At 59.1% G+C, this 14,649-nt stretch carries 13 protein-coding genes, 1 tRNA gene and 1 pseudogene; 10 read left to right on the top strand and 5 right to left on the bottom strand.

The window, feature by feature from the left end; translation table 11 throughout:
* Positions 1–87: 87 nt before the first annotated feature.
* Complete coding sequence (locus HCZ87_RS04865) at positions 88–2,064, bottom strand: hypothetical protein (protein ID WP_167642643.1); 1,977 nt, start codon at positions 2,062–2,064, stop codon at positions 88–90.
* 244 nt (positions 2,065–2,308) lie between these two features.
* Complete coding sequence (locus tag HCZ87_RS04860; protein ID WP_167642642.1) at positions 2,309–3,724, bottom strand: hypothetical protein; 1,416 nt, start codon at positions 3,722–3,724, stop codon at positions 2,309–2,311.
* Positions 3,725–4,320: 596 nt separating this feature from the next.
* Between HCZ87_RS04860 and HCZ87_RS20955 the strand changes: the two genes are divergently transcribed.
* The 6 genes from HCZ87_RS20955 (at position 4,321) to HCZ87_RS04820 (ending at position 9,885) form a co-directional block, all read left to right on the top strand.
* Positions 4,321–5,016, top strand: a complete 696-nt coding sequence (locus tag HCZ87_RS20955; RefSeq protein ID WP_167642641.1) for a LuxR C-terminal-related transcriptional regulator — start codon at positions 4,321–4,323, stop codon at positions 5,014–5,016.
* Positions 5,013–5,513: a hypothetical protein gene (locus HCZ87_RS04850; protein ID WP_368484084.1), complete on the top strand. Its 501-nt coding sequence runs from the start codon at positions 5,013–5,015 to the stop codon at positions 5,511–5,513. The genes HCZ87_RS20955 and HCZ87_RS04850 overlap by 4 nt, the downstream gene beginning before the upstream one ends.
* A gap of 218 nt (positions 5,514–5,731) precedes the next feature.
* Entirely contained in the window at positions 5,732–6,175 is a 444-nt protein-coding gene (locus HCZ87_RS04845; RefSeq protein WP_167642640.1) for a hypothetical protein, read from the top strand.
* 59 nt (positions 6,176–6,234) lie between these two features.
* Positions 6,235–6,615: a hypothetical protein gene (locus HCZ87_RS04840; protein WP_167642639.1), complete on the top strand. Its 381-nt coding sequence runs from the start codon at positions 6,235–6,237 to the stop codon at positions 6,613–6,615.
* 3 nt (positions 6,616–6,618) lie between these two features.
* The gene (locus HCZ87_RS04835; RefSeq protein ID WP_167642638.1) at positions 6,619–8,496 is read left to right on the top strand and encodes a phage major capsid protein; all 1,878 of its coding nucleotides are present in this window, start codon (positions 6,619–6,621) and stop codon (positions 8,494–8,496) included.
* Between the two features lie 1,008 nt (positions 8,497–9,504).
* Complete coding sequence (locus HCZ87_RS04820; RefSeq protein WP_167642636.1) at positions 9,505–9,885, top strand: tyrosine-type recombinase/integrase; 381 nt, start codon at positions 9,505–9,507, stop codon at positions 9,883–9,885.
* Between the two features lie 39 nt (positions 9,886–9,924).
* Here the strand turns inward: HCZ87_RS04820 and HCZ87_RS04815 are convergent.
* Positions 9,925–9,999 (bottom strand) — tRNA-Phe (locus HCZ87_RS04815).
* A gap of 377 nt (positions 10,000–10,376) precedes the next feature.
* Between HCZ87_RS04815 and HCZ87_RS04810 the strand changes: the two genes are divergently transcribed.
* Positions 10,377–10,766, top strand: a complete 390-nt coding sequence (locus HCZ87_RS04810; protein WP_167642635.1) for a hypothetical protein — start codon at positions 10,377–10,379, stop codon at positions 10,764–10,766.
* Positions 10,767–11,247: 481 nt separating this feature from the next.
* Here the strand turns inward: HCZ87_RS04810 and HCZ87_RS04805 are convergent, their stop codons facing one another.
* Positions 11,248–11,787, bottom strand: coding sequence for a hypothetical protein (locus HCZ87_RS04805; protein WP_167642634.1), 540 nt, complete (start codon positions 11,785–11,787; stop codon positions 11,248–11,250).
* A gap of 229 nt (positions 11,788–12,016) precedes the next feature.
* Complete coding sequence (locus HCZ87_RS04800; RefSeq protein ID WP_167642633.1) at positions 12,017–12,979, bottom strand: IS1595 family transposase; 963 nt, start codon at positions 12,977–12,979, stop codon at positions 12,017–12,019.
* A gap of 97 nt (positions 12,980–13,076) precedes the next feature.
* Here HCZ87_RS04800 and HCZ87_RS04795 point away from each other — a divergent pair, with 97 nt between their 5' ends.
* The 3 genes and pseudogenes from HCZ87_RS04795 to HCZ87_RS21265 form a co-directional block, all read left to right on the top strand.
* The gene (locus tag HCZ87_RS04795; RefSeq protein ID WP_167642632.1) at positions 13,077–13,358 is read left to right on the top strand and encodes a DUF6471 domain-containing protein; all 282 of its coding nucleotides are present in this window, start codon (positions 13,077–13,079) and stop codon (positions 13,356–13,358) included.
* A gap of 63 nt (positions 13,359–13,421) precedes the next feature.
* Positions 13,422–13,841, top strand: a complete 420-nt coding sequence (locus HCZ87_RS21270; protein WP_167642631.1) for a transposase — start codon at positions 13,422–13,424, stop codon at positions 13,839–13,841.
* Positions 13,829–14,242, top strand: a pseudogene (locus HCZ87_RS21265) (IS3 family transposase); the annotation flags it as partial. The gene HCZ87_RS21270 and the pseudogene HCZ87_RS21265, both read left to right, overlap by 13 nt.
* Between the last annotated feature and the right edge of the window lie 407 nt (positions 14,243–14,649).

Below are 14,649 nucleotides of genomic sequence, written 5' to 3'. Positions count from 1 at the left end.
TCGGGCAATGACGCGCAGACCTTGGCTTCGGCTGCGCCGCTGTTTCTGAATACTTTCACGTTTCCCCCCGTTCGTCCCCTGTTGTTCTCAGGCGAGCATGGTTTGCATCACATCCACGTGGATGGGCCCGTCCTGTGCTATTGAGTTGTCCCCGGTTGCCAGATCCGCTGCACTGCTGGCGGGTGACATCATGTCGTCAGCCAGGAAGGCCACCGCCTCGCTGGCCAAACCGTCGATCCCGCCGGGTGCCAGAAACACATCCCAGGGCGGCGCGTCCTCGCTGATCAGATTGGCCTGGTGGAGCACGGCGTCGGAGTAGACCTCGCCGCCTGCAAACACATTCGAGGCCATGCCGATGTCGATCATCTGCGCGTCGTTCACCAACGCGTTCAGCCCGCTGTGGATCTCTGTCGCGGGCGCGTCTTCCGTCGCGCCGAGCACAAGATCGCTGTCGGACAGGCTGTTGACCTGGCTCAACAGATGCACATCAATCAGATCGCCGGTGATATAGAGAATGCTGAGCACGGGCTGCGATTGCAGCGCGCCGCTGCCGATCAGGGGCAACACATCGGGGGCGCCCTCCGCAAAGCTGCCAAGCACCGATTGGAACTCCGCCGTCAGCGTGTGGAAGTGATCAAGCGCCGTATGGGTGATCGAGGCCGAGTTGATCAGCGCATTGCCAGCGGTGCTATCAGAGGTCTCTCCCGCTCCGCTGACCATGTCCTGTGCCGAGAACAGATCTGCGTTCAGCCCATCCGGGCTGCCCTCCAGGATACTATCCCAGTCCATCAGCACATTGATCTGCTCGACAATATATTGCGAGATCATATTGCCGCCGACAAGGATGAGGTCGAAGCCCATCGCCTGACCAAACAGGGAGTCCACATTCAGAAGCGTATTGCCGCCAAGGTCGATCCAGCTCTGTGTCGCGGAGGTGGTGATCTGCACCGCGTCGTCATCGACACCGGCGTTGATTTGCCGGGTCCAGCTGAAGTTGACCAGATCCCCGTCTAGGGTGGACAGCGCCAAGAGACCGGGCAGCGGCCCCGCGCCAGCGCTGCTCGGGCCAGAGGTCTGATCCGCGCCCTCCTGCCCCGCCAGCAAAGGCAGCCCCGAAAAGGCGGCGCTGTTCTGGAGCAGGCTACTGCCCGCTGTGCCGGCAGCGGTCCCACCCAACACGTTGATCTGACTGATGACATCAAGGCTGACCACGTCGCCCGCCACGCCGATCACCGGCGCGTCGACACCTCCTGTGCCTTCCGCCATGGAATTGATCGCCAGATTGCCGCCGGTGATCAGCACATGCGCCGCCCCGATGTCCGCGGCCTCTGCGTCGGTGCCCGCCTCGTCGGGAGACGCCCCCTCGTGGTCAGCCACGCCCACGACAGCGCCTCCCGCATGAGAGGTGCCGGGATGCGCGATACCCTGCGTGGTGACGCCTTGCACCTGCCAATCAGAAAGCTGCGGCACATCCGGCAGCACCTCGGTCCAATCGGGCATTTCCTCCACCGCGACCCCGTTCACCGTGATCTGCTGCGTCGCCGTGCCTGTCGCCAGATAGACGCTGGCCCCCGGCCTCGCGTCCGCCGTTCCGTCAAAGCGCTCGGCAAGATCCTGTGTCAGCAGCTTGGTCTCGGCGGCGGTCATGTCCAGAAATGCGGCGCCATTCTGTAGGTCCAGGATCTGAAGCCCCGCAACTGCCGCCTTGAGCGCCAGCATTCCCTCAGCCTGCATCGCCCCCCAGGCGGCGCTGATCTCCGGGTCGAGATGCAGCGTGTCGCAATCTGACAGCCGGTTTTCCTGCCAGGTGACATGCATGGTGCCACCGGGTGGCGGCAGCTCCCGAATATGCACCGGTGGCGCGTCCTGTGCGGCCGCCCAGACCACCGCCTGCGGCGCAGGCTCCGCAACCGCAGGAGGCAGGATCTGTTGCGCCAAATGCGGCGGCATATTGGGCGCCACCAGCGGGGCCATCGCCGCCTTTTGCACAAAGGATTGCGGGTCGCTTACCGCCGGATCATGCCCCTCCGGGCCAAAGCTGACCGTACGGTGGGAGCCCGGCAACAGCAGGGGATCAAGCTTTGACGCCTGCTGAAAGGATTTGAAACTATCGTACTCCAGTCGTCCGCGCGCTGTTTCCGTAACAAGCTGAAAAAGACCGATAAAATATGAAATCGTTTCTGTTGTTTTATCGAGTAACATTGGAACAATACCACTCTCTGCCACCAAATCTGGCGAGATAAGAGACATGCGCGGGAGCCGCGCATGTCAGGTTTCTCTGCGGTGGGATTACCGCAGTGTTGATCGTTTAGGCGTCGTCTTCGCCGATCAGTGCGTAGGAGGAGGTCAGGTCGTTGCCGACAGTGGTCATATCGACCGTGTTGCCCAGCACGTTGGCGCCCATGGTGATGGACTGGTTGAACGCCGTGGTGTCGAGGATCGCATCGGCCGAGGCAGAGGAAGCCCCATTGACGAAACCGTCATCGCCATTGTGCGAACCCCAGACGCCACCGCTGCCGCCTTCGCCGCCGTCACCGCCATAGGCGTCGCCCGAAGCACCACCCGTGGAGAAGGCGCTGGCTGGGCCAACGGATGTGCCGCCGTTAAAGGCACTGCCACCAAAGCCGCCCATGCCAGAGGTCCCGGCGTGACCGCCATCGCCAGCCATCGCACCGGAATAAGCGCCGCCCGCGATACCAATGCCGCCAGCCTGGGCCGCAGACCCGGCAGCCGCGATCGCAGTGGCCGCATCACCGCCTTCGAGGAAATCGAGCAGACCGAGGTCAAGCCCGCCTTCCGCAGCAGCAGCCCCCGCAGCAGCGCCGCTGCCCGCAAGGCCGACACCTGCACCGATATTGGCCGCCAGAGACCCGGCATCGCCGCCGTCACCTGCAGTGGTCGTGCCGCTGTTGTTGCCACCAGCGCCGCCATCGGTTTCGCCGCCGTCAGCCCAGCCACCAAAGGCCGCGCCAAGACCTTCGCCACCGGCCGAGGTCGCACCGCCACCGGCAGAACCCGAACCGCCATCGGAGTTGATCCCATCATCGGAGGTCGCCGACCCGCCGGATGCATTCCCGCTGTTCTGGAACGTGCCGCCGGAGTTGGTCACATCCGGGTCGTGCAGGGTGTCATTGTCATTGAGGTGGTTGCCCATCACATTGATGGTTGCCACGTCGTTACCCTCGCCGTTGAGCGCATTGTTGAGCACATTCTCAACGTTGAGATCATCGCCGATATCATAGTGCAGATCGCCCTGCGCCATCAGCACATCGCCCACGCTGGCACCGCCAGAGATGTCGACATCGGCAAAATCACCATCGTCGGGCATATAGCCCTCAAGCCCGATGTCCACCTTCACATCCACCGTCGTATCGGTGGTATGCGTGCTGTTGGAGGTATTGGTGTTGGTGTCAGTATTGCTGTTGCTGTTGGAGTTGCGATCCGTGTTGCTGTTGGCATTGCTGTTCGCGTTGGTGTCGCTGTCGCTATTGGTGTTCCAATTGCCGTTGGCGTTCCCGTTGCCGTTCATGCTCAGGTTCCCGTTCAGGTTCCCGTTGCCATTCATGTTCAGGTTCTCGCTGGATTGCGATTGTTCCTGACCCTGACCCTGACCTTGGTCCTGGCCTTGTCCCTGACCCTGAGCTTCGGCTTGCCCCTGGAGCTGGTCCTGACCCTGCCCCTGAAGCTGCGCAAAGAAGTTAAGAGGATTTCTTCCACCTGACATGATACAAATTCCTTCTGTCTGAAGGCCCGATCTGCCGCGTGTCATCTATAAAGCGACTAAAATTCGGGCGTTTGATGGTTCTGGCGAGACCCTCGGTCTCGTCATCTTGCCGGATCGACCTGAAAAATAATGAGGGGTTCGATCCGGGCACCCTGTGGGGCGCACTCTCAGACTGAAGCAGGGACAGGAACCGAGCCAGCTAGCAGATGGATCAACCAATCCTGTTTCCAGCAAGGGGCTGATTCTTCATCAAATTCCTGCTGGTACGGTCAGAGGGACTAAATCTTTTCCTGATTCGAAAGGTGATTCTATACACCTCTTCCTACATCCGCGCTGTCACAACCACGGGGTGATGTCAATCAAGCGGGAGCAACGCAGACAGTTGAACAGATGTCAAAGCTGAAAAACACTCACACGCCGGATATTATAAACAATAACAAATTCTTAGCATTAATTTCAATTTTAGAAATTAATAATTCCAACATCCAAACTTGCTGAAATGCTTAATAAAGTGTTAATATTTCAGCGAGGGGAATAGCCTGAATAGCTTAATTTGTGATCGCCCGGAAGATTGTCATCCGGGCGCCGGTCAAAGGTTGACCAGGATTTTTGTGCGAGTTGGGGGCTTCCAAATGACCACTGTTAGTATTGCGATTATCGGAAACGGTTTGACCGTTTCAACAAAATGCGAAGAGTTGATTAAACTAGAATTTCCAGGAACTGATATCATCCGGGTCGAGACGGTCGAAGCGTTGACCTCCTGCGCGCCGAGGCCGATCAAACTGGCCCTCATCGAACAGGAAGCCTTCAGCGATGCCGACAGCGAAGGCTTGGAGAGTCTGAAACAATGCCCGGCGGATCATATCGCCCTGGCCTATCTCGATGACACCCTGGCGCTGCGCTTTCTTGAGCAGATCACCTCCCACAATGATCCAGACCGCTTTGGGATCCTGCCAATGAACCTGCAATATGACTGCTGGACCTACATGCTCCGGCTGCTGTTTCTCGGGCAATGTTGCGTGCCTCAGGTGTTTCTCACACGGCAAGGCAGCGTCGTCGCGGCCCAACGCAAAAGTCACGCAAACATGACCACCACGCAATTGACCCCCCGCGAACGCGAGGTTCTGGAATTGGTCGCCAGCGGCAAGCAGAACAAGCTGATCGCGGTGGATCTCCAGCTCTCGGAACATACGGTGAAGCTGCACATGCATCATATCATCAAGAAACTCGGAGTGCGTAACCGGACCGAAGCCGCAGGGGTATTTCTGGGCCGGGGACAAAGTCTGGCGTGACCCCCGGCGAGGGCGACCCGCATTTTTCCCAGCTTTTGATGCTGGTGGGGCGGCTGAACTATACTTGGACCAACACCGAGAGCCTGCTTATCCATCTCATTGCAGGCCTCGGCGGCACCGATACAGAGGCCGCGCTGGTAATTTTCCTGACGCTCAACACCACGCGTGCGCGGGTCGAACTGGTGGAGCGTCTGGTCAAGCTGGAGCGGGTGGACCCGGCCCTGCGGGAACGGGTCCTCACAGCGACGCGCGACATGATGCGCCAATCGGCGCTGCGCAATCGCTACAGCCACTGCATCTATTCCTTCGACAAGGATGCAGGAACCGCCCGCACAATCCTGATGCGGATCGCGGATCGCAAGGACAAGCTCAAGATCGGCCAGACCGAAGAGGTCGACGAGCAAGCCATCACCAGCATCGAAAATGCCATAGACGCGCTCCAGGACGTCAATCGTGCTATATGGAAAATCGTGATCGACTACGATTTCCCCACCTAGGCGCAGGACCCAGTGCTCGCGAACTTTGCACAGTGCGGTTGCGCGCTTGCCTTTGCGAGGAGCCTGCTTATACAGCCCCGGATCGACGGCCCGAACTCCGATAAAGCCGACGTTCATATGTTTAGTACGTCGGGAGTAAGCGCCGCGTTACCGCCCTCGTAGATGCACAGGACGCTATCGCGTTCGTTCCTGGGTGCGACCTGACAGCGCTTCAGATCATGGAGTGGCTGGACTTTCACGAAAGTGGATGCGCGCCTCTCTGCCTGGTGAACCTCTCCGAGCTGATCCAGCAAATGCGGGACGGCTTGGAGGCCGATCCGGTTGCGGCCGTCCAGCACCCGGGCGCGGGTTACGCCGCGACTGGTGACGCATCATCCGCGATAACCGATCCCGTTCCTGCGTTTCTGGCCGAATTCACAATCCGCGATCCTTCTGCGCGCATGTCCAGCCTCGAGTTTCAGCGCGTCTTTCACGCTTGGCTTTCCGATTGGCAGGCGGCGGCGCGCCCACACCACCAAGGGGATGCAAACAGCAACGCGGTAAACTTGGCCAATGCACTGGCGGCATGTGGTGTCCGCAAAGTCAAATCCAACGGCAACATGGCATTCGGTGGAGCAAAACACCAGCCGCCCAAGCCTTCCTCACAGGTTTGTTGGAATTGAATTGACGGCTGCGCCGTCTCCCTTCCCCGCCGATCCCGAACCCCAAAGGAACCCTTTCCATGAACGCCAAAACCGCCACCGAAAACCCGATCGCTACCGCCCAGCTCGGCCGCGCGCATGTCGTGGCCGCCTGCCTTGCCGTGCTGACGCGTGAAATCCACGGCGCGGGCCTCGAGAAACACGCCGCCCTGGACCTGTTGCGGGACGCGCCGGACAAGGTTGACGCTGCTCTGACGCGCGGCCCAGGGGCGCTGGTGGTTTACCGCCTTGACCGTCGCGGGGCGCGGGGCGTGGTCAGTGACAGCGAATCCCGGCTGGGGCATTTTACGGCCGCCGCCGAACAAGAGGGCGCGCCGTTGTTCGGGTTCTGTCCGGGCGCGATTGCCGAGCTGGCCGCCCATATCGAAGCGGGCGCGGCGTCCCTCAAAAAGGACGCCTGATCCATGAAACACCAGCGGTTTGCAGATTTGAACAATCCCGCCTTTGGCCCCCAGGTTGCGGCCGAGGTGAAAGTGGAGGACGGGGACCGGACGGTCCTTCTGTCCTTCTCGAGCGAAATTCCGGTCCTTCGGGATACCCCTATGGGACCGGCCTTTGAGGTTCTGGGGCATGATCCAGGCGAGGTTGACCTGTCACGGCTCAACAGCGGATCGGCCCCGGTCCTCAAGGATCACCGGCGCGACGTGGACTCGATGGTCGGGACGGTTGTTTCCGCCCGGATCGAGGGACGCCGGGGCCGCGCGGTTGTGCGGCTTGCGGACACGAAAGAAGGCAACTCAATGCTAACCCGCGTGAAGGCGGGTGAAGTGCAGTCGGTATCGGTGGGTTACGCCGTCCATGAGTTGAAACCAGCGGGCGAACAGAACGGCTATCCCGTCCTGCGCGCCACAAAATGGGAAGCGGTCGAGGTGTCACTCGTCGCGGTCCCGGCGGACCCCACGGTCGGGGTCGGTCGGTCGCTGTCGGGCGGTTCTTCCGCATCCATTCCTCACATTCCGAAAGGTTCAAACATGACGACTCCCACCCCCAACACGCCGCAGCACCAGCCCGCCCCGGCGGCCAGCTCCGTCAATACCGAACGCCGCCGCGCGTCCGAAATCTCCGCCCTTGGCCGCAGCTTCAACATGCCCGCCGAGGACGTGGAAAGTGCGATTGCGGACGGTCTGTCCGTGGACGCATTCCAGCGGTCGATTCTGGACGGCATGTCCTCGAGCAACAGCCCGCAACCTGTCACGCGCGGCCGCATGGGCTTGCCTGCAATCCCGGCGGCCGAGCGGTCCTATTCGCTGTCCCGTGTCGCCCACGCCCAGGTCACAAATGACTGGTCCCAGGCCGGTTTCGAGCGGGAAGTTTCCCAGGAGCTGCAAGGCCAGCTTGGCCGTAGCGCGTCGGGGAGATACGTTCCCACCGCCGCCCTGGCCGGGCGCGCCCTGGTCACGACCGGGACCGCGCCGTCGCTGATCGGCACCCAGCAAATGCACGACGCCTTTGTGGAGGTTCTGAAACACCAAGTTAGCGTGATGGAGCTGGGCGCAACGGTTCTGCCGGGCCTGGTCGAAAACGTGTCGATCCCGCGCCAGACGGCCGGGTGTTCCGCCGAGTGGATCGCGGAAAACGGCGAAGCGGCGGAATCGTCGCCAGGTTTCGACGCGGTGACGCTGACCATGCACCAGCTTTCGGCGCATACGCGGATTTCGCGCCGCCAGCTCAAGCAAAGCCTGCCCGCCGTGGACCAGATCCTCACCAATGACCTGCGCGCCCAGATCGCGGTTGCCTTGGACAAGGCAGCGATTGCCGGGACCGGCGTTGGTCCCCAGCCCACCGGCATTCTGAACCTCGCCGGTATCGGTGACGTAGCGATGGGAACGAATGGAGATTTCGTCACCTGGGCCAAGCTCATGGAGCTGGTCAGCACCGTGGAGTCGGCCAACGTCGATCCCATGTCCCTGGGCTTTCTGTCCAACCTCAAAGTCAAGGGCCACCTCATGTCCACGCCGCGCATTTCCGCGACCGATACCATGATGCTGGACCCGGACGCGGCCGCCCTGGCCGAGGACCTGCGCCTGGCCGGCTACAAGGCCCGGTTCTCGGGGAATGTGCCGTCCAACCTCACCAAGGGGACCGGGACCGACCTGTCGGCTATGATCTTCGGGGCCTGGACTGATCTTCTGATCGGCCAGTGGGGCGGAATCGACCTGATCGTGGACGATGTGACGGAAGCCGCAAAGGGCAACGTCCGCCTGGTGGCCCATTCCGAATGGGACATTGCCACCCGCCACGCGGATTCCTTCGCGGCGATCCAGGATGCCCAGACCACCTAAAAGCTAAGACGCCATAAGACTGCACCACGCCGCAGCGGCGCAGCCCGCCCCTTCAACGCCTGATCCGGGGCGGGCTATCCCTCCAACCTTTCGCGTCTGAGGTCCCATGCTTCAAACCGCCGCAAAACATGACACAAGTGCCCTGCCGTTCCCCACCCGGCGCGGTCTGTCGCGTGTCGAAGCGGCCGGTTACATCGGAGTGGGTGCCTCTAAGTTCGACGCCATGGTGGCGGATGGGCGTATGCCCAAGCCCAAAAAGATTGATGGGCGGCGCGTGTGGGACGTTAGGTCCCTGGACCGTTTATTTGATGCTTTACCAGGTGGTGACGACTCGGACTACAATCCTTGGGATGAGTAGATGAACGAGGAGTCCATGAAATTCAGATTGAAATATGTGGTGGAGGACACCGACAGACACGGCAATGTCCGCCTGTATTATCGGCGACACGGCCGGAAGGTCAGGCTACGCGGCCCGGCCGGATCGCCCGAGTTCCTGGCGGACTACAAGAAAGCCGCCGCCTGGACTCTCGAGGCCCCCAAGAAAGAGCAAGGGGCGGGGCAGGTTGTCCCGCGCAGCATTCGCTGGCTTTGCGTCCAGTATTACAAGAGCGCGATGTTCAAGGAATTGGACCCCAGGACCCAGAAGGTCCGTCGCGCGATCCTCGAGCGGTTTTGCCAGCACAAGGGCGACGGGGACAAACCTTTCGCGCTTCTTTTGCCTAGGCATGTCCGCATTCGCCGGGACGAAATGTCAGACCGTCCCGAGGCCGCCAACGGAATGGTGAAGGCCGTGCGCCAGCTTTACCGTTTTGCCCTGCGCTATGATCTGCACGAAGACAACCCGGCGGAAAAGGTCGAATACCTCAAGGGCAACCCGGACGGATTCCATTCCTGGACGTTGGACGAAATCGCCCGGTTCGAGAAAGTCCATCCGGTGGGGACCCAGGCGCGGCTTGCACTGGCCCGGCAATCCCGATCAGCAACGTCCTCATATCAGAACTGGCGAGGGTGCCTGCGCATGATGCGCCCACACTTCTCGCCAGCTCGAAAGGTACGCCTTGGACCTACGATGGTTTCGCCAGCGCCTGGCAGCGGCTTCGTACAAAGCTCGAACAGGATGGAAGGGCCGCGCCAGGCCTAACTCCGAAAGGGTTGCGGCACACGATGGCGACATGGCTTAGGGAGGCAGGGCAGGACGAACGTGAAATTTCTGATCTGCTGGCTCAGGACTCGAAGGTCATGGGGCTGCATTATTCCAAGAATGCCGCGTTGGCCCGCAAGAACCGGAAGACGATGCAGGTCTGGGAAGAGGAGTACAAACGACGCGCCATGAAGGCGAAAGTGTCAAACCCGCAGAAGAAACTGGCAAACCCTGACGAGAGGACCTAATCGCATGATAAAAAGTAGCTTATTTTTCAGGTATTTAAATGGTGCCCGGGGGCGGAATCGAACCACCGACACGAGGATTTTCAATCCACTGCTCTACCCCTGAGCTACCCGGGCACGGGAAGGCTTGCCGCCTTGGGTGAAGGCCTTCTATGCGCTGTGAATCGAAGTGTCCAGAGGGATTTTGAAGAAAATTTCACTGCTGACGTATTCACCTGAAGTATCCACGTCTTGAAGTTAGCCTGCGCTCCACACGATGAGAGACTCTGTTGCGCAATTTGCGTTCTCAGGCGAGGTAGCTGGATCAGCCGCCCCCGTAGGTGCCCCTAGATTTGTAGACGCTTTGCGCCTTAACTTTGCGGCATTATGGAGCAAACTCACCAAATATGGTTATTGCATAATCATAAATGGTTAGCCATACTGCCCGTATGGAAAACTCAGAATATGAACGTCCGAACACTGTGTCAGGGCTGAAAGCCAAAAGAAAAGAACTAGTGAAGCTGCTTGGTAAAATCACGGCAGAGGCAGAGCGGGTGCGCATCAACATCAAGCACATTGATGCCTGCGTTGCGCTTTTCAATCCAAACGCCAAACCACCGACTACTTACCATGACGGGTTCATACCTCGCCACACAGCGCCCAAGGGCCACTTGAAGCGATTTATCGTAACACAGCTTAGGGAAGCCTCTGACCCTCTGTCGGCCCGGCAGATCGCGGACGCTTGGGTCATAGATCAAATGATAGAGGGCGATGCGGATACCTTGCGCGTGCTGCGCAAGCGTATCGGGATTTCCATAAATACCATCAAGAAAGATGGGCTGGTCGTTGAGGCGGGGATGGATGGGGTGTGTAAGCTGTGGGAACTGAAAGAGGGCGGCCTGTGAGCCGCCCTCTGCCGTATTCAGACCGACTTGGGGAAGTCTGGCGGGAGTGTCGCTGCTGGCGGGACTTTGGGGTGTAAGCGCCCCTTCATCACGTCAGCAATGCGGCCAAAATTCAGGCCGACATAATACCCGGTGATCCACGAGTACGGGATGCGTTGGGAGCGTGCCAGTTTGATTACGGACGCCATAGCGGGCGTCACCTTGCAGTCGTGCATCTTTTGCCTTTCGAGATGCTGCGACCGGACGTCAGACTTGACTAAATGACCCAAATGAATCATCTGTCATGTGTATGCTGTCCTAATCCGGTCAGTTTCAGGGATGGAGGCGAAGCGCAAACTCCGCCCCCTGCACGCCCTCATGGCGGCTGCTCACCTAATCAGAAGTACCAGTTCTGATTAGATCAGGGTGGTCGTCATATGGGTTCCACTGCTCGAACCTCCTTTGTTGCAATCGATTGTAAGCGGCAAAACCGCTCAACTCCCTAGAAGGGAATCTCTGAATCTTCGTCGTCTGGGGGCGGCTTCACGCCCTTTGGGTTTGCAAAGGTCTCCCTGACTTTACCAAATTCTTCCGCAAGAGTTGTTGGCTCTGTGGAGGTATAAACGCCCTTTTTGCCCGGGACGCCCCAAATGGTTTCCATTCGATAAAGCTTGTTTTGCAGAAACCGGCGCTTTTGTGTGACCTGAAATTTTCGGAAAAGCCCGACCAGGATTTGGTCTAGGGAAGCTTGATCGCCGTAAGCCTTGATAACAGTTACCAACTGGTCCTCAAGCTCATCAGTCTTGGCTACCGACAGTTCAGCCTGTAATTCTGGCGGCAGATCGTGGATGTTCCCAAGCTCAGCCGGAAGGGATGAAGTGAGTCCGTAGAGCCTGATCAGCTCCTGCGGTACCCCCTCCAGAAGATCAGCGAGGGACTCTACCTTGTCAGCGGATTCACTGCGTCCCGCATCGCGATTTTTCTGCGCCCAAGCGCGTAAATCAGCTAAAGCCGTCTTGACGTTTTCTACGAATTCTGACATTTATTCCTCACAACCTATGAACCATCATAGGCCTGCACAGCCTAGGTTCCGAATCACCCACCCCATAATTGGCGGTGGGTTTTTTCGTTTCTACCCTATGTAGACACATGCGGCAAGTCGTGACGCTGCAGAAACATCATTTTCACCACTCGCACTTTGCACGCTTGTGATTTGCCAGTCTCTTGCGGCGTGTTGCGCTTGCTCCAATCACTGCGCTTTTCTCTCGCCTTTACGCAGTGTGGCGCTGCCAATATCCAGCCCACTGGCGAGACACAGGAGCGGCAGTAACCGCACCGATGGCCATTGTGAACTGAGTGCCGTTGGCATGACGGTTGGTATCCTCACGCCATGCCATTTCAGCGGCGTAGGCGTGCAGGTACTTGCCTGCGATGTGGTGGTGGGTGCCAACTTCGGCACGACGCAGGCGGCTAAAGAAGCTTTCCGCTTGGTTGGTGCAGGCACCTTCCTTTGAATACGCCTCTTGGTGGTTGATGCGTTTTATTGGGAAGTATCCCGCCAACTTGTCCCAGTGCGATGCTTCGTCTGCATGTACTGTGGAGCCGCGCTCTACGTTAGCGGCCACCAGAGCCGCGCCTTCGGCTTCGGTACTGGTCACATAGGTAAGTGTGCGACCGCCACGCTCACGCATAACGATAACGCTCTGGCGCTTGCCTGACTGGTGGACCTTCTTGCGGCGGTCCTTGCGATCCTTCTTTTCGTTGGCGGGCTTCACATACCCACCGAAGTAGGCACCATCGACCTCAACATCGCCAGACAACGCGCCTGCGTTACGCGCGGTCTCTATGCTTTCGCGTACCTTGTGTAGCAAAACGAAGGCGGTTTTGTAGTCAACACCCAGATCGCGAGACAACTGCAACGCGCTGTAGCCTTTCGCGCCATTTATGAAAATCGCGATTGCCGCCAGAATGTCCCGCACTTGCAGCTTGCGGCCATGAAAGACCGTGCCGGACGTGATGCTGTACTGCTTTGCGCAGCCCTTGCACTTGAACACCTGACGCGTTTTGAGGTCATAGTGATCAACACAACCACACTCTGGGCAGATCGGCTCCCCTTCGGTTTCTGTCCAGCGGATTTGACGAAACGCGGTGCGGGCTTCATCCTCAGACATACGCATTACCTTCACAAGTGAAAGCGTTTTGGCGGCTGGGGAGAGGAGGAAGTGTTGTGACATGAGACTAACCTTATTTGGTTAGCCATATATGACAGTAGACAGGAACCGCGTCAACACATATATTCACTGAATATGGTTATTCCAAAAAAGGTGACCCATGAACACGATTGATAGAGCGCAGAGGCCTGCGCCGCCCAAACCGGTTGCACGTAAGTCAAGTCCGGTGAATGTCGAATATGAAGACAAGGCGCGAGAAATGGTCAGAGAGGCCATGCGGTCCAAGGGCGTGACCGTAGACCAGCTTACGGCCCGCCTGTCTGCAATAGGTGTCGATATGAGTTCGGGGGGCGTGGCGAACAAGATAAGCCGTGGCGGCTTTAGTTCGGCCTTTCTACTTCAATGCCTTGCTGCGATGGACCTTGAAATAAAGGTGGAATAGCAACCTAACCATACTTGGTGAGCTTGCTCCATAATGCCGTAACTTTGAGGCAAGGAGGCCAACATGGGGACAAGCAATTACAGCGACGCGTTCAAGCGCGATGCAGTGCATCAGATCAAGGTGCGGAGGTATCCGGTTCGGGAGGTTTCCCGCCGGTTGGGTGTCAGGACGCATGCCCTTTACAAGTGGATGAAGCTGTTCGGGGCGCCGGTCCCTAATCGGGGCGTTGACCATGAGGATGAGAACCAGCGTCTCAAGCGCGAGCTGGCCAGAGTGACCGAGGAGCGCGATATACTAAGAAAGGCAACGGTGTACTTCGCGCGAGGGTCCCAATGGAGTACGTCTTTATCCCCGCGCATCAGGGCGAGTTCGGCGTTCGGGCCATGTGCTGGGTGCTGCGGGTCCATTTCTCGGGCTTCTATGCATGGCTTAAGGAGCCGTGAAGCCACCCTGCGCAGGAGGATGAACGGCAAACCGAGTTGATCCGGCAGGCCTGGGCTGACAGCGGCAAGGTCTACGGTTCTCGCAAACGGACGGACGATTTGCGCGATCAGGGCGAGAGCATCTCTGAGAACCGAGTGGCCCGCTTGGCATCCCTTGCTGGCATCTGCGCGCAGGTTGGCGACAAGCGTCGTCCGGGCCGGTCCGGTGGCAAGCCAACCATCCAGGCCGAGACCAGGCCGGAGCAGCGGTTCGAGGCATCCGCCCCCGATCAGGTTTGGCTCACCGCTATCACCTTCATCAAGCCCCATCAGGGCTCGCGTCCGGCATGGGCATCGGACCGATGGCGGCCACATGGACGGACCTCTGTGTCGTCATCGACCTGTTCTCCCGCCGGGAATGGCAGAGGTTCCTCAGCCCGCACAATCTGGAGTCCAGCATGAGCCGACGCGGCAATTGCCATGAGAACGCCGCGGCCGAGAGCGTCTTCCAGCTTCTGAAACGAGAGCCTATCCGGCGGCGGACCTATCTACCCCGACAAACCCGAACCCTTCAGGTGCGCTATCTGCAGAAAGGCACGACCTGCGCGCTGGCAGTCTCCACAGCACCAAGACCGCCCACCGCTGTGCTGGGGCTGTGAACAGGAGTTTGGCACAGGACAATACGGTGATGCGAACCCCGACCGCCGCACGATCAAGCAAATCAGCGCCCTAGTCTGTGCAATCGAAATTGACGCCCACAGAATTCAGATCGGAGAGGTGCCACTCTATGGCGGGTAATCCCCCCCGATCTTAAGGGGATGCGGAAGTAGAATTTTCTCGGCAGGATGAACGAGGAGATTCCGATGAAG

The sequence above is a fragment of the Phaeobacter sp. HF9A genome, assembly GCF_011806385.1.
In the GTDB taxonomy this organism is placed as follows: domain Bacteria; phylum Pseudomonadota; class Alphaproteobacteria; order Rhodobacterales; family Rhodobacteraceae; genus Epibacterium.
Note: the sequence above shows the minus strand (reverse complement) of the source record. Positions and strands in the feature narration are given on the sequence as shown.

Bases quoted from the DNA above. Each gene is read 5' to 3' on its own strand.
- HCZ87_RS04860 (WP_167642642.1), bottom strand. From the start codon at position 3,724: ATGTCAGGTGGAAGAAATCCTCTTAACTTCTTTGCGCAGCTTCAGGGG.
- HCZ87_RS04845 (WP_167642640.1), top strand. From the start codon at position 5,732: ATGGAGTGGCTGGACTTTCACGAAAGTGGATGCGCGCCTCTCTGCCTG.
- HCZ87_RS04840 (WP_167642639.1), top strand. From the start codon at position 6,235: ATGAACGCCAAAACCGCCACCGAAAACCCGATCGCTACCGCCCAGCTC.
- HCZ87_RS04835 (WP_167642638.1), top strand. From the start codon at position 6,619: ATGAAACACCAGCGGTTTGCAGATTTGAACAATCCCGCCTTTGGCCCC.
- HCZ87_RS04805 (WP_167642634.1), bottom strand. From the start codon at position 11,787: ATGTCAGAATTCGTAGAAAACGTCAAGACGGCTTTAGCTGATTTACGC.
- HCZ87_RS04800 (WP_167642633.1), bottom strand. From the start codon at position 12,979: ATGTCACAACACTTCCTCCTCTCCCCAGCCGCCAAAACGCTTTCACTT.
- HCZ87_RS04795 (WP_167642632.1), top strand. From the start codon at position 13,077: ATGAACACGATTGATAGAGCGCAGAGGCCTGCGCCGCCCAAACCGGTT.
- HCZ87_RS21270 (WP_167642631.1), top strand. From the start codon at position 13,422: ATGGGGACAAGCAATTACAGCGACGCGTTCAAGCGCGATGCAGTGCAT.